At 71.5% G+C, this 22590-nt stretch carries 27 protein-coding genes; 11 read left to right on the top strand and 16 right to left on the bottom strand.

Annotated elements, in window-relative coordinates; genetic code table 11:
- The first annotated feature begins 74 nt into the window (after positions 1-74).
- Positions 75-242: a DUF3117 domain-containing protein gene (locus ACFXJ5_RS00375; RefSeq protein ID WP_018561471.1), complete on the top strand. Its 168-nt coding sequence runs from the start codon at positions 75-77 to the stop codon at positions 240-242.
- A gap of 70 nt (positions 243-312) precedes the next feature.
- On the opposite strand, the gene ACFXJ5_RS00370 is transcribed toward ACFXJ5_RS00375, so the two are convergent.
- Entirely contained in the window at positions 313-981 is a 669-nt protein-coding gene (locus ACFXJ5_RS00370) for an O-methyltransferase (protein WP_384626478.1), read from the bottom strand.
- Positions 982-1126: 145 nt separating this feature from the next.
- Between ACFXJ5_RS00370 and sigE the strand changes: the two genes are divergently transcribed.
- The 5 genes from sigE to ACFXJ5_RS00345 all read left to right on the top strand — a co-directional run bounded on the left by sigE (position 1127) and on the right by ACFXJ5_RS00345 (position 5561).
- Positions 1127-1909: an RNA polymerase sigma factor SigE gene (gene sigE / locus ACFXJ5_RS00365; protein WP_384624738.1), complete on the top strand. Its 783-nt coding sequence runs from the start codon at positions 1127-1129 to the stop codon at positions 1907-1909.
- Complete coding sequence (locus ACFXJ5_RS00360; RefSeq protein WP_384624736.1) at positions 1906-2814, top strand: zf-HC2 domain-containing protein; 909 nt, start codon at positions 1906-1908, stop codon at positions 2812-2814. The genes sigE and ACFXJ5_RS00360 overlap by 4 nt, the downstream gene beginning before the upstream one ends.
- Before the next feature lie 86 nt (positions 2815-2900).
- Positions 2901-4328 carry a S1C family serine protease gene (locus ACFXJ5_RS00355; RefSeq protein WP_384624733.1) on the top strand — a complete coding sequence of 476 codons (1428 nt, stop codon included), beginning with the start codon at positions 2901-2903 and terminating at the stop codon, positions 4326-4328.
- Between the two features lie 104 nt (positions 4329-4432).
- Positions 4433-4867 (top strand): sec-independent translocase, encoded by a 435-nt coding sequence (locus ACFXJ5_RS00350; protein ID WP_384624730.1) that lies wholly within the window; start codon positions 4433-4435, stop codon positions 4865-4867.
- Between the two features lie 76 nt (positions 4868-4943).
- A complete protein-coding gene (locus tag ACFXJ5_RS00345) occupies positions 4944-5561 on the top strand; it encodes a hypothetical protein (RefSeq protein ID WP_384624727.1) in 618 nt (205 codons plus the stop codon).
- A 41-nt stretch (positions 5562-5602) separates the two neighbouring features.
- On the opposite strand, the gene ACFXJ5_RS00340 is transcribed toward ACFXJ5_RS00345, so the two are convergent.
- From ACFXJ5_RS00340 to ACFXJ5_RS00330, 3 genes are read right to left on the bottom strand one after another with little or no spacing between them, the layout of a single operon-like run.
- Positions 5603-6757 (bottom strand): Mrp/NBP35 family ATP-binding protein, encoded by a 1155-nt coding sequence (locus ACFXJ5_RS00340; RefSeq protein ID WP_384624725.1) that lies wholly within the window; start codon positions 6755-6757, stop codon positions 5603-5605.
- A gap of 22 nt (positions 6758-6779) precedes the next feature.
- A complete protein-coding gene (locus tag ACFXJ5_RS00335; RefSeq protein ID WP_384624722.1) occupies positions 6780-7298 on the bottom strand; it encodes a DUF1003 domain-containing protein in 519 nt (172 codons plus the stop codon).
- Positions 7288-8538, bottom strand: a complete 1251-nt coding sequence (locus tag ACFXJ5_RS00330; protein WP_384624719.1) for a magnesium transporter MgtE N-terminal domain-containing protein — start codon at positions 8536-8538, stop codon at positions 7288-7290. Before ACFXJ5_RS00330 ends, ACFXJ5_RS00335 begins: the two co-directional genes overlap by 11 nt.
- A 269-nt stretch (positions 8539-8807) precedes the next feature.
- Here ACFXJ5_RS00330 and ACFXJ5_RS00325 point away from each other — a divergent pair, with 269 nt between their 5' ends.
- Positions 8808-9458 (top strand): hypothetical protein, encoded by a 651-nt coding sequence (locus tag ACFXJ5_RS00325; protein WP_384624715.1) that lies wholly within the window; start codon positions 8808-8810, stop codon positions 9456-9458.
- A gap of 3 nt (positions 9459-9461) precedes the next feature.
- Here the strand turns inward: ACFXJ5_RS00325 and ACFXJ5_RS00320 are convergent, their stop codons facing one another.
- Complete coding sequence (locus ACFXJ5_RS00320; protein ID WP_384624712.1) at positions 9462-10019, bottom strand: hypothetical protein; 558 nt, start codon at positions 10017-10019, stop codon at positions 9462-9464.
- Positions 10020-10091: 72 nt separating this feature from the next.
- Here ACFXJ5_RS00320 and ACFXJ5_RS00315 point away from each other — a divergent pair, with 72 nt between their 5' ends.
- Complete coding sequence (locus ACFXJ5_RS00315) at positions 10092-10976, top strand: alpha/beta fold hydrolase (RefSeq protein WP_384624710.1); 885 nt, start codon at positions 10092-10094, stop codon at positions 10974-10976.
- On the opposite strand, the gene ACFXJ5_RS00310 is transcribed toward ACFXJ5_RS00315, so the two are convergent.
- Positions 10973-11872 carry an NYN domain-containing protein gene (locus ACFXJ5_RS00310; RefSeq protein WP_384624707.1) on the bottom strand — a complete coding sequence of 300 codons (900 nt, stop codon included), beginning with the start codon at positions 11870-11872 and terminating at the stop codon, positions 10973-10975. The genes ACFXJ5_RS00315 and ACFXJ5_RS00310 overlap by 4 nt on opposite strands.
- A gap of 247 nt (positions 11873-12119) precedes the next feature.
- Between ACFXJ5_RS00310 and ACFXJ5_RS00305 the strand changes: the two genes are divergently transcribed.
- Positions 12120-12260, top strand: coding sequence for a hypothetical protein (locus ACFXJ5_RS00305; RefSeq protein WP_164836035.1), 141 nt, complete (start codon positions 12120-12122; stop codon positions 12258-12260).
- An 80-nt stretch (positions 12261-12340) separates the two neighbouring features.
- On the opposite strand, the gene ACFXJ5_RS00300 is transcribed toward ACFXJ5_RS00305, so the two are convergent.
- The 4 genes from ACFXJ5_RS00300 to ACFXJ5_RS00285 form a co-directional block, all read right to left on the bottom strand.
- Positions 12341-12955 (bottom strand): MarC family protein, encoded by a 615-nt coding sequence (locus tag ACFXJ5_RS00300; RefSeq protein ID WP_384624703.1) that lies wholly within the window; start codon positions 12953-12955, stop codon positions 12341-12343.
- 73 nt (positions 12956-13028) lie between these two features.
- Positions 13029-13886: a PHP domain-containing protein gene (locus tag ACFXJ5_RS00295; protein ID WP_384624700.1), complete on the bottom strand. Its 858-nt coding sequence runs from the start codon at positions 13884-13886 to the stop codon at positions 13029-13031.
- Positions 13887-13986: 100 nt separating this feature from the next.
- The gene (locus tag ACFXJ5_RS00290) at positions 13987-14625 is read right to left on the bottom strand and encodes a DUF6758 family protein (protein WP_384624698.1); all 639 of its coding nucleotides are present in this window, start codon (positions 14623-14625) and stop codon (positions 13987-13989) included.
- 112 nt (positions 14626-14737) lie between these two features.
- Positions 14738-15331, bottom strand: a complete 594-nt coding sequence (locus ACFXJ5_RS00285; RefSeq protein ID WP_384624695.1) for a suppressor of fused domain protein — start codon at positions 15329-15331, stop codon at positions 14738-14740.
- Positions 15332-15747: 416 nt separating this feature from the next.
- Here ACFXJ5_RS00285 and ACFXJ5_RS00280 point away from each other — a divergent pair, with 416 nt between their 5' ends.
- Positions 15748-16869, top strand: coding sequence for a magnesium and cobalt transport protein CorA (locus ACFXJ5_RS00280; RefSeq protein WP_384624693.1), 1122 nt, complete (start codon positions 15748-15750; stop codon positions 16867-16869).
- Here ACFXJ5_RS00280 and ACFXJ5_RS00275 read toward each other — a convergent pair.
- Positions 16866-17813: a DMT family transporter gene (locus ACFXJ5_RS00275; protein WP_384624690.1), complete on the bottom strand. Its 948-nt coding sequence runs from the start codon at positions 17811-17813 to the stop codon at positions 16866-16868. The two genes, ACFXJ5_RS00280 and ACFXJ5_RS00275, sit on opposite strands and share 4 nt — an antisense overlap.
- Before the next feature lie 147 nt (positions 17814-17960).
- Positions 17961-19523, bottom strand: coding sequence for a DEAD/DEAH box helicase (locus ACFXJ5_RS00270; protein WP_384624687.1), 1563 nt, complete (start codon positions 19521-19523; stop codon positions 17961-17963).
- Positions 19524-20043: 520 nt separating this feature from the next.
- On the opposite strand from ACFXJ5_RS00270, the gene ACFXJ5_RS00265 reads away from it, so the two are divergent.
- Complete coding sequence (locus ACFXJ5_RS00265; RefSeq protein ID WP_384624684.1) at positions 20044-20781, top strand: ferritin-like fold-containing protein; 738 nt, start codon at positions 20044-20046, stop codon at positions 20779-20781.
- A 35-nt stretch (positions 20782-20816) separates the two neighbouring features.
- Here the strand turns inward: ACFXJ5_RS00265 and ACFXJ5_RS00260 are convergent, their stop codons facing one another.
- The 4 genes from ACFXJ5_RS00260 to ACFXJ5_RS00245 form a co-directional block, all read right to left on the bottom strand.
- Positions 20817-21095, bottom strand: coding sequence for a hypothetical protein (locus ACFXJ5_RS00260; protein WP_384624681.1), 279 nt, complete (start codon positions 21093-21095; stop codon positions 20817-20819).
- A gap of 118 nt (positions 21096-21213) precedes the next feature.
- Positions 21214-21444 (bottom strand): DUF3107 domain-containing protein, encoded by a 231-nt coding sequence (locus ACFXJ5_RS00255; protein ID WP_384624678.1) that lies wholly within the window; start codon positions 21442-21444, stop codon positions 21214-21216.
- 110 nt (positions 21445-21554) lie between these two features.
- The gene (locus ACFXJ5_RS00250; RefSeq protein ID WP_127359768.1) at positions 21555-22193 is read right to left on the bottom strand and encodes a TetR/AcrR family transcriptional regulator; all 639 of its coding nucleotides are present in this window, start codon (positions 22191-22193) and stop codon (positions 21555-21557) included.
- A 102-nt stretch (positions 22194-22295) separates the two neighbouring features.
- Complete coding sequence (locus tag ACFXJ5_RS00245) at positions 22296-22529, bottom strand: hypothetical protein (protein WP_384624675.1); 234 nt, start codon at positions 22527-22529, stop codon at positions 22296-22298.
- Positions 22530-22590 lie beyond the last annotated feature (61 nt).

Raw genomic sequence — 22590 nt, 5'->3', positions numbered from 1 at the left:
GAGAACCAATGTGTTCGAGTCCGGTGGCGCCTGGCCCCCGGTTGCGGAAGCTGGTTTCAGGAAGGGGAACGAGCATGGCGGCCATGAAGCCGCGGACGGGTGATGGCCCGCTCGAGGTGACCAAGGAGGGGCGGAGCATCATCATGCGAGTTCCGCTCGAGGGCGGCGGACGGCTTGTCGTCGAGCTGACACCCGACGAGGCGGATGCGCTCGGAGAGGCGCTGAAGAAGGCCATCGCCTGACACCGGCGAACCGAATTCCTCGCGGCTCCCGGCTGTGCGTAAACACGTGCAGCCGGGAGCCGTCGGCTTTTCAGCCCCGGCGCACCGCGCACAGCAGGCCGTCGTCCGTGGGGAGCAGGACCGGGGCCAGGGCGGAGTGGTCGCGTACGGAGCGCATGAGCTCGCGGAGGCGTACGACTTCCGGCTCCTGGTGGGCGGCGTCCATGGCGCGGCCCTGGGCGAAGGTGCCCTCGAAGCAGACCAGGCCACCCGGACGGAGCAGACGCAACGATTCGGCTAGGTACTCGGGGTATTCGAGGCGGTCGCCGTCGCAGAAGACGAGGTCGTAGCCGCCGTCGGCGAGGCGCGGCAGGACGTCGAGGGCCCGTCCGGGGATGAAGCGGGCGCGATTCGTGGCGAAGCCGGCCTCGCGGTAGGCGGCGCGGGCGAGCTGTTGGCGGTCGGGTTCGGAGTCGACGGTGGTGAGGACGCCGTCGGGGCGCATGCCGTGCAGCAGATGGATGCCGGAGACGCCGGTGCCGGTGCCGATCTCCACGACGGCCTTGGCGTCCGCGGTGGCGGCGAGCAGCCGCAGGGCCGCGCCGGTGCCGGGAGAGACGACCCGCATTCCGGCCTCACGGGCACGGGCGCGGGCGCGTATCAGCGCGTCGTCCTCGGCGACGAAGGCGTCCGCGAACGCCCAGCTCGCCTGCCGGTTGCCGGTAATCGCCCTCTCCCTGTCCCCGTGCTGTCCCCGTATCGCGTGTGCTCGCGTTGGCGACTGTATCCGCTGCCGTCGGGAACCCGCAGATGGGACTGCGCGTTAGAGGCAGTGATACGTAGCAGAAAAAGCAGGGGGCGGTCGCATGCATCGCCCTTATCCGGAGCTAACGGGCGAGGTGGATATGGTAGGGGCTCTACTGGAGACCACCAGAGCCGACAGGGGAGGTGCGGCTACGGCGGAGGACCGGGGAGTGCTGAAGCGCTTCCGCAGGTCGGCCGGCGAGCCGAAATCCGTGACCAATACTGCTGACGACCGTCCGTCCACTGACGACTCCGAGACCGCGACCGCGTCTACGACCGCGACTTTCGCCACCGACGGGGACGGACAGGCATGGACCCCTCCCTCGTGGGAGGAGATCGTCAGCACCCACAGCGCACGGGTCTACCGCCTCGCGTACCGCCTGACGGGTAACCAGCACGACGCCGAGGACCTGACGCAGGAGGTCTTCGTCCGGGTCTTCCGTTCGCTGTCGACGTACACGCCGGGCACCTTCGAGGGCTGGCTGCACCGCATCACCACCAATCTCTTCCTGGACATGGTGCGCCGCCGTCAGCGGATCCGTTTCGACGCGCTCGGCGACGACGCGGCGGAGCGGCTGCCCAGTCGCGAGCCCTCACCCGCCCAGCACTTCGCGGACACCCATTTCGACGCCGACGTGCAGCAGGCGCTTGACACCCTTGCGCCGGAGTTCCGTGCCGCCGTCGTGCTCTGTGACATCGAGGGCCTTTCGTACGAGGAGATCGCGGCGACGCTCGGCGTGAAGCTCGGCACCGTACGCAGCCGGATCCACCGCGGCCGCTCGCACCTGCGCAAGGCGCTGGAGCACCGCGCCCCCGCCGCCCGCCCCGGGCAGGCGCCGGCCCTCGCGACCCACCAGCCGGGCCTGGAGGGCGGGAGAACGTGAACGGGACCGGCGAGCACCTCACGCCTGCCGAACAGCACCTCGGCGACCGCCTCGCCGCCTTTGTCGATGGAGAGCTGCACGATGACGCCCGGGAGCGGGTGCTCGCGCACCTCGCCACCTGCCCGGGCTGCAAAGCGGCCGCGAACGAGCAGCGGCAGTTGAAGAACGCGGTGGCTGCCTCGGCCCCGCCCGCCCTGTCCGCCGGCCTGCTGGCCCGCCTGCAGGGACTGCCCGGCGGTGACGACCACGGCAGCAGTGGCGGCAACGGCGGCGGTGACAAGGACGCCGGGCACGACGGCGTGATCGAGGCGACCAGCCTCGGCGGCCAGCGGCTCAGCGGCAATGTCTTCGGCAGGCGCCGCGACGGCTTCATCCCGGCGCCCGAGCCGACCAGCGGCTTCCGCATACATGAGGTCGAGCGGCCCGGGAACGCCAGGCGCGGCCGGCGCTTCGCCTTCGCGGCGGCCGGTGCCTTCTCCATGGCGGCGATCGCCCTCGGTGGCGCGCTGCCGCTCGAAGGCATGGCCGACACCGGCTCGGACGACCCGGGCTCGGCGGTGACGCCGCTGAGCGCACGGGCCTCCGATGTCGCCGATGTGCGGGGCGTGCGCGGCACGCGGGGGCAGGCCGGGGATGCGGTCAGCCCGGTTTCCGATCCTGTTCCATCGGTTTCCCCGTCGGCCTCGGCGGCCGGTCCGGCCTCGCCGGGGGTCGCGAGCACCCCCGTGGTGTCGGTGGCCCGCCCGCTGGTGCTGCCGGACACCGGGGAACTGGTCACCACGACCCCCGGGAAGGACGCCCGCGCGACCTCCTCCGCCAGCCCGACCCCCTCGGCCACGTACACCGTGCCCGCACTGCTGGACTCCCCGCTCCCGCTGCTGGGCAGCGCCTCGGCCACCCCCTGACCGACGGCTGCGGGCGGCGCCGACTCCTGGTTCAATCCCAGTGAGTGCAGGTCGTCGTCCGCAGGTCGTCCGTCGTAGGGGAGTGCATGAGCGTGGGGAAGGCCGCCGGGCCGCAGTGGTGGAGCCGCCCGGACCCGACCACAGGGCCGGGTCCCGAGCCCACGGCACCCCCGGTGACGCCCGAGCCCGCAGCGGCGGCCCCCGAGCCCGTGGAGGCCGCGCCGGAGCCCGTACCGGCGGCACTGTCGCCCGTCCCGCGCCACACCCCGGATCCGTACGACACCCCGCCCTACGGCCCGCCCGGCCCCTGGGCGTCCGCGCCGCCCGTGCAGCCGCTGTCCGTCGGCCACTGGCAGGCGTACGACCCCTGGACGCCGCCCGAGCCGTCGCCCTCCCCCGGACCGGGGCGGGGGCGGGGCCGGACGGTCGTCGGGCTGGTGGCGGTCGCCCTGGCGGCCGGGGTGCTGGGCGGGGCCGCCGGAGGGTACGTACGGTCGCACAACGGCGACGGGGGGAGCCGGGTGAGTCTGCCCCAGGCGACCGCCTCCGCGTCCGCCGGGCCGGCGGAACGGGCGCCGGACAGCATCGCGGGCATCGCCGCCAGGACGCTGCCCGGGGTGGTCTACATGCACGTCAAGACCGACAGCGGCGAGGCCACCGGCACCGGCTTCGTGCTCGACGGCCAGGGCCATATCCTCACCAACAACCACGTCGTGGAGTCCGCCACGAGCGGCGGCATCTCGGTGACCTTCAACAACGGCCAGGTCATCAAGAACGCCGAGGTCACCGGCCGGGACAGCGGCTACGACCTCGCCGTCATCAAGGTCTCCGGGGTCACCGGCCTGCGCCCGCTCGCCCTCGGCGACTCCGACGCGGTCCGGGTCGGCGACCCCGTCGTGGCCATCGGCGCCCCCTACGACCTGGAGGGCACGGTCACCTCCGGCATCATCAGCGCCACCCACCGCCCCATCACCGCGGGCGGCCAGACCGACGGCACCGACGTCAGCTATGTCGACGCCCTCCAGACCGACGCCCCCATCAACCCCGGAAACTCCGGCGGTCCCCTGGTCGACGCGGGCGGGCTGGTCATCGGCATCAACAGCGCCATCCGTTCGGCCGACTCCGGCTCCGACCCCTTCGGCGGCAGCAGCCAGGGCGGCAGTATCGGCCTCGGCTTCTCCATCCCGATCAACCAGGCCAAGCTGGTCGCCGAAGAGCTGATCAGCACCGGCAAGGCCACCCACCCGGTCATCGGCGTCGGCATCAACATGCAGTACCGCGGCGACGGCGCCCAGGTCAGCGACGAGGTGACCAAGGGCGGCCCGGGCGACCGCGCAGGCATCAGGAAGGGCGACGTCATCACCGCGATCGACGGCGAGACCGTGCACAGCGGCGCGGAGCTGATCGTGCGCATCCGCAGCCACCGTCCGGGCGACCGCCTCACGCTGACCCTCACCCGGAACGGCGAGCGGCACACCGTGGGACTCACCCTCGGCAGCGCCACCGGAAGCTGACGCCGGCCGACACCACAGCAAGCTGATAAGGGCGGGCCCTCCCACTTTGCCGGGGTCGCCAGGTACGGTGAGGTCTGCCGGTTCGTTTACGTAGGAGCTGCAGGGTGTTCTTCGACATAGGCCCGCTGGAGATAGTGGCGCTCGCGATCCTTGCCGTGCTCGTTTTCGGCCCGGACAAGCTGCCGAAGGTCATCCAGGACGTCACGGGCTTCATCCGCAAGGTGCGGGCGTTCTCCGACAGTGCCAAAGAGGACATCCGCAAGGAACTGGGCCCGGAGTTCAAGGACTTCGAGTTCGAGGACCTCAACCCCAAGACCTTCGTCCGCAAGCAGCTGCTGGACAACGACGAGCTGGGACTGAAGGACATCCGCAACGGCTTCGACTTCCGGGAGGAAGCGGCCACGCTGACGGACGCGGTGCACGGCCGGGACTCCTCGTCGGGTTCCTCCTCGACCTCGTCCGACACGCCGGACATGCTGCGCAAGCGGGACCGTCTCGACCCCGGTGAGCCCCCGCCGTACGACTCCGACGCCACCTGAGTCGGGGCCCCTGCCCCGATCAGGCACCGCGAGTGGCTATTCTCCCTTTGTTTGCCCTATTGAGGAGGCGCCGCGCGTGGAGACGACAGCTGATACAGCGGAACGTTCCCGTCCGATCGACGGCTATCTCAAGGCCGATTTCCCCTGGTACGGGCTGGACGAGGCGTTCACCGGCCCTCGCTGGCTCACCCCGGTCGGCATGAGCGCCGACGGCACCGTGGAGCACGGCGCCGTGGGCCACGGTGACGAGCCCTCGGTGAAGGTGGAGCCCACCCCGGACACCCGCCGTTTCGCGGTCGTGGTGTCCGTCGCCGACCGGCCCCTGCGGCACAGCGCCGACGGCACCGGTGTGCTCGACGCCACGTCCGTGTCGTCCGCAGCCTGGCTCGCCGGGTCGGGGCTGCTGTCCTGCACCTGGCCGACCATGATGGAGCGCCACCTCCGTCAGGACTGGCTGGACCAGCAGACGGCCATCGCCTGGGACCTGGCCGACGCGCTGGACGGCCCGGGATGGTCGGCGCTCACCCTGCCGGTGGACGGCGAGCCGACCGCGTTCCACTACCGCGAGTCCGAGTACGGGTGGGTCCTGGCCGGATCCGCGCGCGGAGTGCACCTGGGTGCGTACGGGCGCGGGATGAGCGCGTACGGGCTCGGGCTGGCCGTCATCAAGGACATCACGGCCTACGCGACCTGACGCCGGGGGCGAGGCCGGCCCGGCGTCAGCAGCGAGAGCCGTCAGAACTTGTTGCGCGGGGTGATCCCCAGCGACAGCCCCGCGAGGCCGCGCTGGCGGCCGCCGAGCTTGCCGGCGATGGCCCGCAGGGCGGAGCCGGCCGGGGACTCGGGGTCCGTCAGCACCACCGGGCGGCCGTCGTCGCCGCCTTCGCGGAGGCGGACGTCGATGGGGATCTGGCCGAGGACCGGCACGGTGGCGCCGGTCGTGCGGGTCAGACCCTCGGCGACGCTCTGGCCGCCGCCCGAGCCGAAGACGTCGACGATCTCGTCGCAGTGCGGGCAGGGCATGCCGGACATGTTCTCGACGACGCCGACGATCTTCTGGTGGGTCTGCACGGCGATGGAGCCGGCCCGCTCGGCGACCTCGGCCGCCGCCTGCTGCGGGGTGGTGACGACCAGGATCTCGGCGTTCGGCACCAGCTGGGCCACCGAGATCGCGATGTCGCCGGTGCCCGGCGGGAGGTCGAGCAGCAGCACGTCCAGGTCGCCCCAGTAGACGTCCGCCAGGAACTGCTGGAGGGCGCGGTGCAGCATCGGGCCGCGCCACACCACGGGGGCGTTGCCGGGGGTGAACATGCCGATCGAGATGACCTTCACGCCGTTCGCCGACGGCGGCATGATCATGTTCTCGACCTGGGTGGGGCGGCCGCCCACGCCGAGCATGCGCGGCACGCTGTGCCCGTAGATGTCGGCGTCGACGACACCGACCTTCAGCCCGTCCGCCGCCATCGCGGCGGCGAGGTTCACCGTCACCGAGGACTTGCCGACGCCGCCCTTGCCCGAGGCGACCGCGTAGACCCGGGTCAGCGAGCCGGGCTGGGCGAAGGGGATCTCGCGCTCGGCCTGGCCGCCGCGCAGCGAGGAGGTCAGCTCGCGCCGCTGCTCGTCGCTCATCACGTCCAGCTCGACCGCCACACCGGTCACACCGGCGACCGCCGACACCGCCGTGGTGACCTCACGCGTGATCGTGTCCCGCAGCGGACACCCCGACACCGTCAGATAGACGGCCACCTTGACCGCGCCGTCCTCGGCGATGTCGACCGATTTCACCATGCCGAGGTCGGTGATCGGCTTGTGGATCTCCGGGTCGTTCACCGTCGCGAGCGCGGCGCGCACCGCGTCCGCGGTAGGGGGGATGTACGTGTGGGTAGCCATACCGTCGATGGTACGGCGCGGTTCATGAGGCCCGGTCGTCGGATTCGTCACCCACCTCGACCAGACGCCGGTCTTCCAACTCCTTGAGCAGATCCTGGAGCTCCGAGCGCATCCAGTCGCGGGTCGCGACCTCCCCGAGTCCCATCCGCAGCGCCGCCACCTCGCGGGTCAGATACTCGGTGTCCGCGATGCTGCGCTCGTTCTGCTTGCGGTCCTGTTCCAGGTTGACGCGGTCGCGGTCGTCCTGGCGGTTCTGGGCGAGCAGGATCAGCGGAGCGGCGTACGAGGCCTGCAGGGACAGCACGAGGGTCAGGAAGATGAACGGGTAGGGGTCCCAGCGCAGATGGCTGGGCGCGAAGACGTTCCACAGCACCCAGGTGATGATGACGGCCGTCATCCACCCGATGAAGCGCATGGTCCCCAGGAAGCGGGCGATCTTCTCCGAGAGCCGCCCGAAGGCCTCGGGGTCGTACGTGGGCAGCAGATTGCGCCGCCGGTCCCGTGGCTGGTCCAGGCGGACGCGGGGGCGGTCATCGGCCATAGTCGGTCTCCCGCCAGTCCTCGGGAAGCAGGTGGTCGAGGACGTCGTCGACGGTGACCGCGCCGAGCAGCGAGCCGCTCTCGTCGACGACGGGTGCCGCGACCATGTTGTACGTCGCCAGATAGCTGGTGACGCCCTGCAGCGAACTGTCCGGCGCAAGCGGCCGCAGGTCGCTGTCGACGACCGAGCCGACGAGGGTGAACGGCGGGTCGCGCAGCAGCCGTTGGAAGTGCACGGTGCCCAGGTACTTGCCGGTCGGCGTCTCCTCCGGGGCCCGGCAGACGTAGACCTGCGCGGCGAGAGCGGGGGACAGGTCCGGATTGCGGACCCGGGCCAGGGCGTCGGCGATGGTGGCGTCCGGGCGCAGCACGATCGGGTCGGTGGTCATCAGACCGCCGGCCGTCCGCTCCTCGTACGCCAGCAGGCGCCGCATGTCGGCGGCGTCGTGCGGCTGCATGAGGGCGAGGAGCTTCTCCTTGTCCGCCTCCGGGAGCTCGGACAGCAGGTCGGCCGCGTCGTCCGGGGCCATCGCCTCCAGGACGTCGGCCGCGCGCTCCTCCTTGAGCTTGCCGAGGATCTCGACCCGGTCGTCGTCCGGCAGCTCCTCCATGACGTCCGCGAGCCGGTCGTCGTCCAGGGCCGCGGCGACCTCGGCGCGGCGCTTGGCCGTGAGATGGTGCAGTACGTTCGCCAGGTCGGCCGGTCGCAGCTGCTCGAAGGTCGCGAGCAGCGCCTCGGCGCCCTGTCCTTGCTCGTCGAGCGAGAAGCCGGTGACCGCCGACCACTCGACGGTCAGGGTCTCCCCGCGCCGCCGCAGCGCCCCGCCCTTGCCCTTGCGTACGAAGACCTTGTCGATCTCCCAGTCACGGCGGGCCTGCAGCCGCACCATCGACACGTCGAGGACGGTCACCTCCTCGCCGGTCTCGGTCAGGCGTACGCGCCGGTCGAGCAGCTCGCCCAGGACCAGGGTCTCGGTGGCCCGCTGCTCGAAGCGCTGCATGTTCACCACGCCGGTGGTGATGACCTGGCCCGATTCCACGCCGGTGACGCGGGTGATGGGCAGGAAGATGTGCCGGCGGCTCACGACCTCCACCACCAGACCCAGCACACGCGGCGGGCGTCCGCCCAGGCGCAGCATCACCACCAGGTCCCGGACCCGGCCGACCTGGTCGCCGTTGGGGTCGAACACCGGCACACCGGCGAGGTGCGAGATGAAGACCCGGGAGGTACCGGCGGGCATGCGGTGACCTCCTCTTCCCGGTGTTCCTGGCGTTCTGCCGCGTGGCTCTCCGGCGGCGATGCGTGTTCAGGCTAGCCCGCCCGGATCATGGCAGGCGCGCCGGACTGCTCCTTGGGTCCCGTAGGGGGTCTCGTGCCACGGCGGTACGCTGCGGTAGCTTCGGCTCCGCTTCGCGCATGCCTTTTGCCGTAGGAGGAAGATCCCACGTGTTTCCCGGCCGCCGGTCAGCCGCTTTCCTCTGGTGGGTGGTGGGCGCCGGACTCGTGCTCATGGGTGCGGCGGGATGCGCCGGCGATCCGGACGCGGGAACCAACGGCGTCGCCAAGCTCCCGCCCAAAACCATCGAACAGCGCGCCCGCTCCGCCGCCGACGCGGCCGCCACGGTCCGGCTGTCCGGCACGGTCGCCAGCAACGGCAGCACGTACAAGCTGGACATGCGGCTGCGCGGCAACGGCGGCCTCGGGCAGGTCACGGCCAAGGGCAACACCTTCCAGCTGCTGCGGGTCGGCGACGACCTGTACCTCAAGGCCGGGGCCGGTTTCTACGGCGACGAGGTCGGTGACAAGCTCAAGAACAAGTACGTCAAGGTGCCCACCGGCGACCCCGCCTACAAGCAGTTCAGCGGCTTCACCGACAAGAAGGTCCTGCTCGACGGCCTCTTCGTCCTGGACGGCGAACTCGCGATCGGCGACCACCGCTCCGTCGCCGGCACCCGCACCATCGCCCTCACCGGCTCCGGCGGCTCCGGCGGCACGCTGGACGTGTCCCTGGAGGGCAAGCCGTATCCCCTGCGCTACGAGCGCTCCGGAGGCGCGGGCACCCTCACCCTGGCCGACTGGGGCAAGGACTTCACGCTGCGCGCCCCGGACGCGGACCACGTCGTGGACTACGGCAAGTCGGTGACCGCGGTGGGCGGCTGACCGTCAGCGCTTCTTGCGGCGGAAGAGCAGCTTCGGCAGGCCGGCCGGGATGGCCTGGCGGGTGGTGGCGGAGGTCGGCACCGGCGCGGCGGCGCCGCCGCCGTCGGGCATCGCGCCGGGGTGCTGCGCGAGCTCGCCGGCGGGCTCGAGGCGCAGGACGCGGCATTCGCGGGCCCAGCGGTCGGTCATGGTCTCGGCGTCGGGGGCGTTGAGGCGCTTGCCCTTGAGCTCGTCGACGGCCGCAGACCAGGCCTCGCCGCGCGGTTCCAGCTCGACGACCTTGGCGGGGAAGGCGACGAGGCGGCCGCCCTTGTCCTTGCTGCGTACGGTCACGGTGGCCGTACCGCCGTCGGTGAGGCCGGGCAGCGGCTGCTCGCCGTCGCTGTCGCCGACGACGCAGACGGCGCCGTCCACCCAGGCGTGCCACAGCGCCTGTGGTGCGGCCGCCTCGGCGCCCGCGCCCGCCGCGACCCACACGAGGCCGGACTTCTTCACGGCCTCCTCGACCAGCGCCTGGTCGAGCAGCGCCTGACCGATGGCCGCCGTCTCCGTCTCCGTCATGTCTGCAGCCTATTGCCTGATGGATGGAGTCCGGCTCGGGGCCCGTAACCCGGCACCGCTAGCCTCGACCGCATGAGCAGGCCTCCCTTCCTCACGCTGCCCGACCATGCCCGCGCCCACCGGCTGGAGACGGCCCGCGGGTCCTTCGCGGTGCTGGACGCGACGCCGCCCGCCGGGACGGCCGTCCGCGGCACGGCGCTGCTGGTCCCGGGCTTCACGGGCAGCAAGGAGGACTTCATCGCGCTGCTCGAACCGCTGGCGGCGGCCGGTTTCCGTACGGTCGCCGTGGACGGCCGCGGCCAGCACGAGACGGGCGGCCCGCGCTCCGAGGCGGCCTACGCGCAGACCGAGCTGGCGGCCGACGTGGTCGCCCAGGCCGAGGCCCTGCCCGGCCCGGTGCACCTGCTGGGCCACTCCCTGGGCGGCCTGGTGGCCCGCAGGGCCGTGCTGGGGACGGGTGCGGACGGGTGGGCGTCGCTGACGGTCATGAGCTCGGGGCCGGCCGCGATCGAGGCCGAGCAGCAGGCCCGTACGAAGATGCTGCTCGACGCGCTCGCGGTCGCCGACATGGAGACCGTCTGGCAGGCCATGCGTGAACTGGATGTGGAGGACGCCGGCGCCCCCGCCACCGTGCCCGAAGTCACCGGCGCCGTCGACGACTTCATGCACCGCCGCTGGCTCGCCAACGTCCCGGAGCTGCTCGTCGTCACCGGCCGGCAGCTGATCTCCGAGCCCGACCGGGTCGCCGAACTGGCCGCCGTCCCGCTCCCGAAGCTGGTCATCTCCGGCGCCGTGGACCATGCCTGGCCCTGCCCCTGGCTGGACGACATGGCTGAGCGCCTCTCCGCCGTACGGGTGGTGATCGACGGCGCCGAACACTCCCCGAACTCCGAGCAGCCCGCCGCCACCGCCGAGGCGCTGACCGCCTTCTGGCGAAGCGTTCGGGCCTGTCCCTAGAGCTGCGCCTGCAGGTGCTCCCAGAAGCCGTCGCGCAGGACCCGCCGCAGGTCCGCGTGGCCGCGCAGGGAGATGCTGAGCATCCCCTCGGCCTCGACCAGCAGCTCCTGGTCGTACGCGGGCGGCAGATAGGGGTGGCCCGGCAGCAGCTCGGCGAGCGACCCGCGGCCGCGGGTGGCCAGCCACTGGGCGGCGACCCGGGCGCCGACGAAGTGCACGTCCTCGCGCGTCGGGATGATCCCCGGGCTGCCGGGCAGGTCGCTGCCGTAGGCGGGGGTGGCGCGCCGGGTGATGTACGGCTTGCAGAAGTCGAGGTCGAAGGTGCGCTGGCTGTCGACCTCCCAGAGCAGGGGGTCGGCCTGGTTGCGGCCGCTGTCGGCCTCGATACCCCACAGGTGGACCCGGGCGCCGTAGCCCTGCGCGGCCTCGACCGCCGAGACCAGGTCCTCGTCGCCGCCGATCAGCACGGCGTCGCTGATGGCCCGGTGCCGGGCGAGTGACTCCAGGTCGGAGCGGATGAGCGAGTCGACGCCCTTCTGCTGGCGGCTGGCGTTGAGATTGCCGAGCCGCACCTTGACGTCCGGCAGCTCGGCGATCCGCTCCTGCTCGGGGGTGTGGATGCGGCGCCTGGCGCCGTCGTACCAGTAGACCCGCAGCAGCCGGCTGTCCGGGAAGAGCGCGCGGGCCTTGTCGATGAAGGCCTCGATGATCGCCTCGGCGTCCAGTTCGAAGGCCCGCCGGTCCTCGGTGCCCGCGACGAGGCGGCCGGCGGCGGCGTACACATAGCCGGCGTCGACGAAGACCGCGTGGGTGGCCGGGGTGGTCGCGACCTCGGCGAGCACGCGTTGCAGGAGCTCGTTGGTCCGCTCGATGGCGGCCAGGACGTCGTCGTTCATAGGGGTCACATTGTCCGGCGGCCGGGCGTGCGCGCACAACCGGAGCCGCTACCGGCGAGTAGTTAGGCTCCGAAAAGATTTCGTTAGCGTAGGGAATGTTTTCCCGGGTAGCTTGGTTGCTCAGTCATGTAAGTGCGGATACGAGATGCGACGAGTGCGCCTCGCAATCCAGACTTAACGGACAAGCAATGGCTGTGAAGCAGCTCACCGCTCCAATGGAGGAGTGCCCGGACGAAGGGAGAAGCCCATGCGCTTCGAAATCATGCGCCTCAACGACCAGGACGGCACCGCCGTCGACAGCACGGTCGTGGACGCCGCCTCCGTCAAGAAGATCGTTCAGCAAGCTGCCGAGACCGGCCAGCGCCTCTACATCCGCCCGGCGGAGTAGAGGAAACAGCTTTGCGCAGCAGGGCCCTGTACGACGACGTACAGGGCCCTTTGGCTGTCCGCTGTCCTGTCCGCTGCTCGCTAGCCCTCGCCGCGGATGAAGCCGAAGATGCCGGTGGCGATCTGCTGCACCGCGATCGCCGAGAGCAGCATCCCGGACAGCCGGGTCACCAGGACCACACCGCCGTCCTTGATCAGCCGGATGATCAGCAGCGAATAGCGCATCGTCAGCCACAGCACGGCATGCATGGCCACGATCGCCGCCCACACCGACACCTGCTGACCCACCGAGTCCGCCTTCTGCACCGCGAGGATCACCGTCACGATCGCCCCCGGCCCCGCCAGCAGTGGCATGCCGAGCGGCACCAGCGCGACATTGACGTCCTTGGTCTGCGTCGGCTCGTCCGCCTTGCCGGTGAGCAGATCGAGCGCGATCAGCAGCAGGAGCAGCCCGCCCGCCACCATCAGCGCGGGCACCGACACATGCAGGTAGTCCAGGATCTGCTGGCCGCAGATACCGAAGACCGTGATGACGCCGAGCGCGACGAGGGTGGCCTGCCAGGCCATCTTCCGCTGGGTCTTCGTGGCGCGGCCGGAGGTGAGGGCGAGGAAGATCGGCGTGATGCCGGGCGGGTCCATGATCACGAAGAGCGTGACGAAGACGGACCCGAAGAGGGTCAGGTCGAAGAGGTTCATGAGCTTTCAGCCCGTCCGGCCTTCGCGGACAGGCGGGGTCGAGGGAGAAACGGGGGCCGGAGGAGGGATCGCGCTAGACGGCGCTGATCGGCACGGCGCCCGTGGCGCGGTGCGCGATCTCGGCGTACACCTCGGGGTCCGTCGTGTACTCGCCGAGGCGGCACGTCTTGCGGGTGCCGTGGTAGTCGCTCGACCCCGTGGCCAGCAGCCCCAGTTCCCCTGCGAGGCCCCGCAGCCGGGCCCGGGTGGGCTCGTCGTGGTCCATGTGATCGACCTCGATGCCGTCCAGGCCGGCTGCCGCCAGGTCGGATATCACGCTGTCGGGCACGCACACGCCGCGCTTCACGGCCGCCGGGTGGGCGAAGACCGTCACGCCGCCCGCGCCCTTGACCAGCCGTACGGCCTCGAAGGGGTCCAGCTCGTGCTTCTCGACGTACGCCGGTCCGCCCGGGCCGATCCACTGCGGCGTGAAAGCCTCGGAGATGCTGCCGACCAGGCCGGCCTCGATCAGCGCCTGCGCGATGTGCGGGCGGCCGACCGCCCCGTCCCCGGCGATCTCCGCGACGCGTTCCCAGGTGACCGGGACGCCGGTCTCGTTCAGCTTCGCGACCATGGCGCGGGCGCGCGGCACCCGGTCGTCCCGTACGAGCTCGCGCTCACGGAACAGCTCGGGCTCGCGCGGGTCGAAGAGGTACGCGAGCAGGTGCAGGCTCACACCGTCGATCCGGCAGGACAGCTCGGCGCCGGTGACCAGGGTGAGCGGGACCGTCAGCTCGTACAGGGACTTCTGGGCCTCCGCGTATCCGCCCACCGTGTCGTGGTCGGTGAGGGCGACGACGTCCAGACCGGCGGCGGCCGCGTTGCGGACCAGCTCGGCCGGAGTGTCGGTGCCGTCCGATGCCGTGGAGTGGGTGTGCAGGTCGATGCGCACGGCTTGAACTCCAAGGCGGTCGGCTATAGATGCGGGGATTGCGAATACCAGGATAACGGCCCTGGACGCCTTTGAATTCCAGGAACCTCTCGCGCAGCGCTCACGACAGCAGTCGTGGCGACAGCGCCCCGCACGGCACCAGTTCGACCTCGGCGCCGGCATCCCGCAGATCGGTCAGTATCAACTCGTCGTACATCAGCAGTCCGGCCTCCTCCGGCCAGACGACCGCCCACAGCCACAGGCCGAACGACTCACCCGCGAAGACCGCGCGATCGGCCGGCACGCCGGCCACATGCCACAGCGGCGTCACCCGCCCCGCGGCGATCACCTTGGCGGCCGGCGGCTTGCCGATACACATCTGCGGACCCGGATCGGGTCCCGGAATGCCCGCGAAGCGCGCACCGAGCCCGACTCCCAGCTCCTCGGCCACCAGCACCATCTCACCGGGCCCGCCCAGCGGCCCGGGGCCCGAGCACGCGACGGCCGTCGCCCGCCCGCCGCTTCGGTCGTCACCCGCCGACGCCACCCCGGTGAACAGCCAGCCGACCGGAAGCGGCCACGGCATCCACACCGGCACATGCGCGCGGTTCACGACCACGCTCAGCGCCTCGACGCTCGGCGGGACGACGGGCTGAAGCGGATGGACGGCGCCGTGCTCGTCGCACTGCCAGGAATCGGAGAAGAGGCCGGGCGCTCGGACCCGGCCACCGCACTTCGGGCAACTGGGTTCGCCCCTCATACCGCCCAACAGTCCTCCCGCGCCGTGCCCGCGTCAAGGACGATCACCCGTCCGGCACGGATCGGCGCGCCGGGCCTCCCACCGGGCCTCCCGAACGCCTCAGCCGCGCGCCTCAGCCGAGCGCCACCGGGCCGCGGACCGGGTCACGCAGATCCGTACCGTGCTGGAGCCACCGCTCCTGCAGCGCGGCCGCGCCGTGGACCCGTTTCCAGGCGGCCTCCGTATGCGTCATCGGCAGCAGCGGGAAGAAGCGCACCGGGTCGAGCGGCGCGTCCAGGACCAGGTCCTCGACCAGGCCGCCCGGCTCGGCCACGAGCACCGCGGAGAACGGCGCCGCGGGCCACAGGGGTTCGCCGACGTCGAGCGAGTTGCCCGGGGCGACGACGACACCCTCGACCCGGGGGGACGCGGCGAGGACCGCCAGCGGCCGCAGCACCTTGTCCGTGTCGGCGCCGGCGGCCCGACCCGCCCGGAGGGAGAGGACCAGCTCGGCGCGCGGCCCGCGCAGGGGGTCGGCGACGGCGGCCAGGGGATCGTTCATCGGCTCGCGCGACATGCCGAGGGTGACGTAACGCAGCACGTCGCCGTCGACGAAACGCAGCACCTCGATGCGCTCGGTGCCGAGGAAAGTCACCGCCGCCCGGCCGTCCGGCTCGCCGAACGCCATGCGCAGCCGCGCCTCCACCAGCTCCAGTACCTCGACCATGACGCGAGCATAGAGCGCGTATCGAACGGGCAAAGTGCCGAGGTAACGCCTCAGCCCCCTGGTAAGGTGGGCCGCTGGCTGAGTAAATCGCCAACAGGTCTTCCCCAAGCGGGGATCGGCAGGAGGAGGTGGGGGCTGCAATGGATCCTAGTCGACCGCGCAGTACCGGCAGCTCTTCCGCCCGGCGACTCTCGCACTGATCCCCACGCTTCCCTTCCCGGCCTCCCAGCCGCGAAACCCGGAATCTCTGATTCTCCGCGAGTGGCAGTCGCCACGTGCTGTCTGCGTCGCCGTCATACGGACGCCCGCACCACGCCCCGGAAGAGCTCCCTGAACTGCGCTGTGATCACCCTGCATTGATCAGCATTTCAGTACGGCGTCGTCACGCCGTCGGCCAGTCCGTGAAGGAGCTTGCCATGTCGATGATCCGCGACCTGCGTGCAGTCGTCCGTCCGCGCCCCAGCCTGCGCAAGAGCCACGTTTCGTACGACTACGGCCCGGCCGCCGGCCGCCCGGCGGTCCCCAGCTCGGTCGTGGACTGCGCCGTCTACCGGGACGGCCGCCGCGCCAGCGACCACCTCAGCCCGCGCGAGGCGCTGGACCAGGTCCGGGGTGGCGGGGACGGCTTCGTATGGATCGGCCTGCACGAGCCGTCGGAGCAGGAGTTCTCCGGCATCGCCGAGGTCTTCGGACTGCACCCGCTGGCGGTGGAGGACGCGGTGATGGCGCACCAGCGGCCGAAGCTGGAGCGCTACGACGACACGCTCTTCATGGTCTTCAAGACCATCCGCTACGTCGAGCACGCCGAACTCACCGCCACCAGCGAGGTGGTCGAGAGCGGCGAGGTCATGGTCTTCACCGGCCGGCACTTCGTCATCACCGTCCGGCACGGCGGCCACGGCTCGCTCCGCGCCCTCCGCCACCGCCTCGAGGACGACCCCGAGCTGCTCGCCCACGGCCCCTCCGCCGTTCTCCACGCCATCGCCGACCAGGTCGTCGACGACTACCTCGCGGTGACCGACGCCCTCCAGGACGACATCGACGAGGTCGAGATCGACGTCTTCTCCGCCGTGCAGGGCCGCACCCCGCGCAGCGGCGGCGACGCGGGCCGCATCTACCAACTCAAGCGCGAGGTCCTGGAGTTCAAGCGGGCCGTCTCGCCTCTGCTGCGGCCCATGCAACTGCTCAGCGAACGGCCCATGCGGGTCGTGGACCCCGAGATCCAGAAGTACTTCCGCGACGTCGCCGACCACGTCGCGCGCGTCCACGAGCAGGTCATCGGTTTCGACGACCTGCTCAACTCCATCCTCCAGGCCAACCTCGCCCAGGCCACCGTCGTCCAGAACGAGGACATGCGCAAGATCACCGCCTGGGCCGCCATCTTCGCCGTCCCCACCATGATCACCGGCGTCTACGGCATGAACTTCGACCACATGCCCGAGCTCCACACCCGGTTCGGCTACCCCGTCGTCCTCATCGGCATGATCTCCGTCTGCTTCGCCATCCACCGCGGCTTCCGCCGCAACGGCTGGCTCTAGGCTTGACGGCCGGCCCGGACGACCAGCGCCAGTCCGACCAGGATCACCCCGAGCGCCGGGTAGGCGGCGATCGGCGGAGTCTGACCGAGCCACAACGCCGCGATGAGGGCGGCGCCGGGGGTCTCGAGGAGGATGGCCGTGGAGGTGGTCGACGGGCCGAGGCCGCGGACGACGCGGTTGAGGAGGCTGTGGCCGAGCAGTTGGGCGGCGACGGTCAGGGCGACCAGCTTGGCCCAGGTCGTGCCGTCGTAGCCGTGGAGGGCGGAGCCCGAGACCAGGCAGGCGCCGAACAGGACGACGGCGGTGGTCGAGTAGCAGACGTAGGTGTACGCGGTCGTGCTGACGGTGCGTCGGACCTCGGCGCCGAGCAGGACGTACGCCGCTGCCGCGATGCCGCCGCCCAGCGCGAGGGCGTCGCCCGCGAGGGCGCGGGAGGAGAGGGACAGGTCGACGCCGGTGAGGATCACCACGCCGACGACCGCGAGGAGGGTGCCGGCCCAGACCAGGGTGGGGGGCCGGTGGCCGCGCATGCGGAGGAAGAGGGTCGTCCAGATCGGGGTGGTCGTGCAGAGGGCTGTCGACGAGGCCACCGACGTCATGGACAGGCTCGGCAGCCACAGCCCGAAGTGCAGAGCCAGGACGGCGCCGGCGGCCAGGGACAGCAGCAGGGCCCGCCGCCCCATGCGGCGCAGCTCGCCCCGGTGTCGTATGAGGGCGAAGGGGCTGAGCGCTCCCACCGCCATGGCGTTCCGCCAGAAGGCGATGGCCAGCGCGGGCGCGGCGGTCGCCGCGATCAGCGGCGCTGACAGCGACACGCCCGCGATCGCCACGGCCAGCAGCGTGAAGTCCACGGTCGCCCCGGCGTGCGGCTCCGGCCCATGCCCGCCGGCGGCGCGATCGGCTGCTGTGGTGGCGGTGCGCGTGGGCTGCGACGCGGCTGACACGGGGGCTCCTTCGGAGGGCAGGGCTGGTGACGGGCCTCCCCAGCGTAAGGCCCGTGGCGGCCCACGGCCCTGTCCGGGCCGGGGTCGAAACGGCGAAGGGCCGGCCACCGAGACGGTGGCCGGCCCTTCGCCGTTCGGAGCAGGCGGTCAGCTGTCGCTGCTGGCGGCGCCCGAGCGGGTGCGGCGACGGCGCCTGGCCGGCTTGGCCTCGTCGGTGGCGGGGGCCTCGACGGCAGCCGTGGGCTCGGCCTGGGCGACGGCTCCCGCGACGGGGGCGCTGGCGCGGGTGCGGCGACGGCGGCGCGGAGCCGCCTTGGCCTCGGTGCCCTCGGAGGTCGTCTCGACGGCCTCGACGGTCTCGACGGACTCGGCAGCGGCCGGGACCGCGGCCACGACCTCGGCCGCCTCGCCGGCGCGGGTGCGGCGGCGCTGGCGCGGGGTGCGCGTGCGGACCGGGGCCTCCTCGGTCACGACGGAGGCGGCGGCAGCGGCCCTGCGGGGGCTGCGGCCACGGCCACCGGTCTCGCCGAGGTCCTCGACGGCCTCCGCGCCGAGCCCTGCGCGGGTGCGCTCGGCCCGGGGGAGGACACCCTTCGTACCGGCCGGGATGCCGAGCAGCTCGTAGAGGTGCTCGGAGGTGGAGTAGGTCTCCTCCGGCTCGTCGAAGGGCAGGTCCAGCGCCTTGTTGATGAGCTTCCAGCGCGGGATGTCGTCCCAGTCGACCAGGGTGATGGCGATACCGGACGCGCCCGCGCGGCCGGTGCGGCCCACGCGGTGGAGGTAGGTCTTCTCGTCCTCCGGCGTCTGGTAGTTGATGACGTGCGTGACGCCTTCCACGTCGATGCCGCGAGCCGCGACATCCGTGCAGACCAGCACGTCGACCTTGCCGTTGCGGAAGGCGCGCAGCGCCTGCTCGCGGGCGCCCTGGCCCAGGTCGCCGTGGACCGCGCCGGAGGCGAAGCCGCGCTTCTCGAGCTGCTCGGCGACATCGGCCGCCGTGCGCTTCGTACGGCAGAAGACCATCACGAGACCGCGGCCGTCGGCCTGGAGGATGCGCGAGACGAGCTCGGGCTTGTCCATGTTGTGGGCGCGGAAGACGTGCTGGGTGATGTTCGCGACAGTCGCGCCCGAGTCGTCGGGCGACGTGGCGCTGATGTGCGTGGGCTGCGACATGTAGCGGCGGGCCAGGCCGATGACGGCGCCCGGCATGGTGGCCGAGAACAGCATCGTCTGGCGCTTGGCCGGCAGCATGTCCATGATCTTCTCGACGTCCGGCAGGAAGCCGAGGTCGAGCATCTCGTCGGCCTCGTCGAGGACGAGCGCGCGGACGTTGCGCAGGCTGAGCTTCTTCTGACCGGCGAGGTCGAGCAGCCGGCCCGGGGTGCCGACGACGACGTCGACGCCCTTCTTCAGGGCCTCGACCTGGGGCTCGTACGCCCGGCCGCCGTAGATCGCGAGGACGCGTACGTTACGGACCTTGCCGGCGGTCTGCAGGTCGTTGGTGACCTGCTGACACAGCTCACGGGTGGGAACGACGACCAGGGCCTGCGGCCCGTCGACGAGGTCCTCGGGCCTGGCGCGGCCGGCCTCGACGTCGGCCAGGACCGTGACGCGCTCCAGGAGGGGGAGGCCGAAGCCCAGCGTCTTGCCGGTGCCGGTCTTGGCCTGGCCGATGACGTCGTTGCCCGCGAGGGCGACGGGGAGCGTCATCTCCTGGATCGGGAAGGGAGTGATGATGCCGACGGCCTCAAGGGCCTCGGCGGTCTCGGGAAGGATCCCGAGACTGCGGAAAGTCGTGGTGGTAGTCAGGATGCTGCCTCTTCTGTCTCGGTGCGCGGCACTGAGCGGTGAGGGGGGTCGAGCGCACAGGGCGCTGACCGCGCGGGGGGTGAGTACACAGCCGTGGGTGGCTGAGAAGCGCGGGACCACTGCCCTCGCATCTGGAGCTCGTGCCGCGAGTGGGCCCCTCCCCATGTGAGGAGGGCGGTCGTGGAGCCGATCGGGCCACCGACCGGGCATCCATTGCATTCATGTGCATTCATGCGTCACCCGCCTTTGAACAACGGCGGGCTCATATCACTGTACCCCGGAATCACGCAGCTGCGGCGGATGGATTTCCCGGGATGCGAGATGACGTTCGAGACAGGCGGGTGACGCGGGGGTGACGCGGGGCCGGAAAGCGCGCCCCGGGATGGTTGCCGCGCAGCCCAGGCGGGCTATTGTGCCCAGCATGGAGACGCCTGACGAGACCACCGAACCTGCCCCCGCCGCCACCGGGATCGCCGCCCTCGACTGGGCCGCCGCCTCCGCCGAGCCGCAGTACCGCGCGGCCGTGACGGATCTGCTGGGCGCCCTGGCCTATGGCGAGCTGGCCGCGTTCGAACGGCTCGCGGAGGACGCGAAGCTCGCGCCGACCCTGTCGGACAAGGCGGAGCTGGCGGCGATGGCCTCCGCCGAGTTCCACCACTTCGAGCAGTTGCGGGACCGCCTCACCGCCATCGACGCCGAGCCGACCGCGGCGATGGAGCCCTTCGCCGCCGCGCTGGACGAGTTCCACCGGCAGACGGCGCCGTCGGACTGGCTGGAGGGCCTGGTCAAGGCCTACGTCGGCGACTCGATCGCCTCGGACTTCTACCGGGAGGTCGCGGCCCGCCTCGACTCCGACACGCGTGAGCTGGTGCTGGCCGTGCTCGACGACACCGGGCACGCCTCTTTCGCCATCGAGAAGGTCCGCGCCGCGATCGAGGCGGAGCCCCGGGTGGGCGGCCGTCTCGCGCTGTGGGCCCGGCGTCTCATGGGCGAGGCTCTGTCCCAGGCCCAGCGTGTCGTCGCCGACCGCGACGCCCTCTCCACGATGCTCGTCGGCGGCGTCGCCGACGGCTTCGACCTCGCCGAGGTCGGCCGCATGTTCACCCGCATCACCGAGGCCCACACCAAGCGCATGGCCGCTCTGGGCCTGGCGGCGTAGGCAGAGGGTAGGCAGAGGGTGGTCGCCCCGCCCGTCTATGCCGGGCGGGGCGATGACGCGCGGGGGCCTCGCCGGTCCGCCGGGCGGACCAGAAGCGAGAGCAGAGCCACGGCCACGGTGACCGAGAGGGCCAGCGTGAGCACGACGTGGCCGGGGCCCAGGATCGTGTGGGCGAGGAGGCCGCCGAGGAGGGCGGCGCCGGAGCCGGTGGCCAGGACGAGAGAGCGGGCCGGCAAGCGGGTGGGCAGAAGTCGTACGGCGGCGTACGCGGCGGCCAGCCCAAGGGCGGCGAAAGCGAGCGCTTCCCACATCATCGTGGCCCTCCCGGACAGTTGTTTCGGACGTTGACGGTCCTACCCCGTCCCCCGGGGACACGAAACGGCGGGCCGCTCCAATGACCTAGCGATCTTTGGAGCGGCCCGCCGTTCTTCGCTACAGCGCGGCGCCGAAGCCGACCTTGCGCGTGGCCGGCTCGCCGATCTCGACGTACGCCAGCCGGTCGGCGGGCACGAGCACCTTGCGGCCGTGCTCGTCGGTCAGGCTCAGCAGCTTGCTGGCGCCGGAGAGCGCCTCGCCGACGGCCTTCTCGACCTCCTCGGCCGACTGCGAGCTCTCGATGTTGATCTCGCGCGGCGCGTGCTGCACGCCGATCTTGACCTCCACGGCTTTTGTCCCTCCGATGGTCTGGCGGTGCGGTGTACGCAGCAAACACTAGCCGTGTGCGGGCCGCGAGGAATCGCAGGCGGGAACGCCTACAGCGAACAGGGCGGAAGTCAGTGCTCCGCGCCGTGCAGCGGGAAGCCGGCGATGCCGCGCCAGGCCAGTGAGGTCAGCAGCTGCACGGCCTGGTCGCGGGGGACCGGGCTGCTGCTGGCGAGCCAGTAGCGGGCGACGACCTGCGACACGCCGCCGAGGCCGACGGCCAGCAGCATGGACTGGTCCCGGGAGAGCCCGGTGTCCTCGGCGATGACGTCGCTGATGGCCTCGGCGCACTGGAGGGAGACCTTCTCGACCCGGTCGCGTACGGCGGGCTCGTTGGTGAGGTCGGACTCGAAGACCAGCCGGAAGGCGCCGCCCTCGTCCTCGACGTAGGCGAAGTAGGCGTCCATCGTGGCGTAGACGCGCAGCTTGTTGTCGGTGGTCGAGGCGAGCGCGGTCCGCACGGACTCCAGCAGCGATTCGCAGTGCTGGTCCAGCAGGGCCAGGTACAGGTCGAGCTTTCCGGGGAAGTGCTGGTAGAGCACGGGTTTGCTGACGCCGGCGCGCTCCGCGATGTCATCCATCGCGGCGGCGTGGTAACCCTGGGCGACGAAGACTTCCTGGGCCGCGCCCAGCAGCTGGTTCCTGCGGGCTCGGCGCGGAAGCCGCGTGCCACGCGGGCGCGCTGCCTCTGTCTGCTCGATGGCTGTCACGCCGCCTCCCAAAGTGTTTCGTTCAGTGCATGCGGTGGCCATCGTACTTTTCAGTAGCCGTACCGTGCGCAGTGCGAACGCACATTCTCACTGGCTGGTACTTCAGCGGTAGTCGTCCTCGTCCAGCTCCACGACGCGGGCCTGCTCGGCGGCGTCCGCCGGGTCGGCGTCGAGGGGGCGCTCGGTGATCGGGACGTCCCGGTGCTGGAGCAGGTCGATGTGCTGTTCGACCGCGTCGGCCTCAGGGGCCTCCAGGTCAAGCTCGGTGTCGGCTTCGTCGGCCTCGTGGGCCTCACTGTCAAAGGCGTTCTCGAATGTCTCGATGTCATCGGACACGGCTCGTCCTCTCATTGCCTTTCCTACCTGCGAGCGTAGGAGAGAGTGCCCGGCGGTGCAG

The organism is Streptomyces sp. NPDC059373, assembly GCF_042751495.1.
Lineage (GTDB): Bacteria > Actinomycetota > Actinomycetes > Streptomycetales > Streptomycetaceae > Actinacidiphila.
The sequence above is the reverse complement of the archived record's forward strand: the minus strand, read 5'-3'. Positions and strand labels throughout refer to the sequence as shown.

Excerpts from the sequence above, each read along its gene's own strand:
- ACFXJ5_RS00325 (WP_384624715.1), top strand. The coding sequence starts at position 8,808 with ATGGGTGCGGCGGGATGCGCCGGCGATCCGGACGCGGGAACCAACGGC.
- ACFXJ5_RS00285 (WP_384624695.1), bottom strand. The coding sequence starts at position 15,331 with ATGGTCGAGGTACTGGAGCTGGTGGAGGCGCGGCTGCGCATGGCGTTC.
- sigE (WP_384624738.1), top strand. The coding sequence starts at position 1,127 with ATGGTAGGGGCTCTACTGGAGACCACCAGAGCCGACAGGGGAGGTGCG.
- ACFXJ5_RS00320 (WP_384624712.1), bottom strand. The coding sequence starts at position 10,019 with ATGACGGAGACGGAGACGGCGGCCATCGGTCAGGCGCTGCTCGACCAG.
- ACFXJ5_RS00290 (WP_384624698.1), bottom strand. The coding sequence starts at position 14,625 with ATGAGGGGCGAACCCAGTTGCCCGAAGTGCGGTGGCCGGGTCCGAGCG.
- ACFXJ5_RS00315 (WP_384624710.1), top strand. The coding sequence starts at position 10,092 with ATGAGCAGGCCTCCCTTCCTCACGCTGCCCGACCATGCCCGCGCCCAC.
- ACFXJ5_RS00305 (WP_164836035.1), top strand. The coding sequence starts at position 12,120 with ATGCGCTTCGAAATCATGCGCCTCAACGACCAGGACGGCACCGCCGTC.
- ACFXJ5_RS00310 (WP_384624707.1), bottom strand. The coding sequence starts at position 11,872 with ATGAACGACGACGTCCTGGCCGCCATCGAGCGGACCAACGAGCTCCTG.
- ACFXJ5_RS00280 (WP_384624693.1), top strand. The coding sequence starts at position 15,748 with ATGTCGATGATCCGCGACCTGCGTGCAGTCGTCCGTCCGCGCCCCAGC.
- ACFXJ5_RS00330 (WP_384624719.1), bottom strand. The coding sequence starts at position 8,538 with ATGCCCGCCGGTACCTCCCGGGTCTTCATCTCGCACCTCGCCGGTGTG.
- ACFXJ5_RS00270 (WP_384624687.1), bottom strand. The coding sequence starts at position 19,523 with ATGACGCTCCCCGTCGCCCTCGCGGGCAACGACGTCATCGGCCAGGCC.
- ACFXJ5_RS00260 (WP_384624681.1), bottom strand. The coding sequence starts at position 21,095 with ATGATGTGGGAAGCGCTCGCTTTCGCCGCCCTTGGGCTGGCCGCCGCG.
- ACFXJ5_RS00300 (WP_384624703.1), bottom strand. The coding sequence starts at position 12,955 with ATGAACCTCTTCGACCTGACCCTCTTCGGGTCCGTCTTCGTCACGCTC.
- ACFXJ5_RS00335 (WP_384624722.1), bottom strand. The coding sequence starts at position 7,298 with ATGGCCGATGACCGCCCCCGCGTCCGCCTGGACCAGCCACGGGACCGG.
- ACFXJ5_RS00355 (WP_384624733.1), top strand. The coding sequence starts at position 2,901 with ATGAGCGTGGGGAAGGCCGCCGGGCCGCAGTGGTGGAGCCGCCCGGAC.
- ACFXJ5_RS00340 (WP_384624725.1), bottom strand. The coding sequence starts at position 6,757 with ATGGCTACCCACACGTACATCCCCCCTACCGCGGACGCGGTGCGCGCC.
- ACFXJ5_RS00265 (WP_384624684.1), top strand. The coding sequence starts at position 20,044 with ATGGAGACGCCTGACGAGACCACCGAACCTGCCCCCGCCGCCACCGGG.
- ACFXJ5_RS00375 (WP_018561471.1), top strand. The coding sequence starts at position 75 with ATGGCGGCCATGAAGCCGCGGACGGGTGATGGCCCGCTCGAGGTGACC.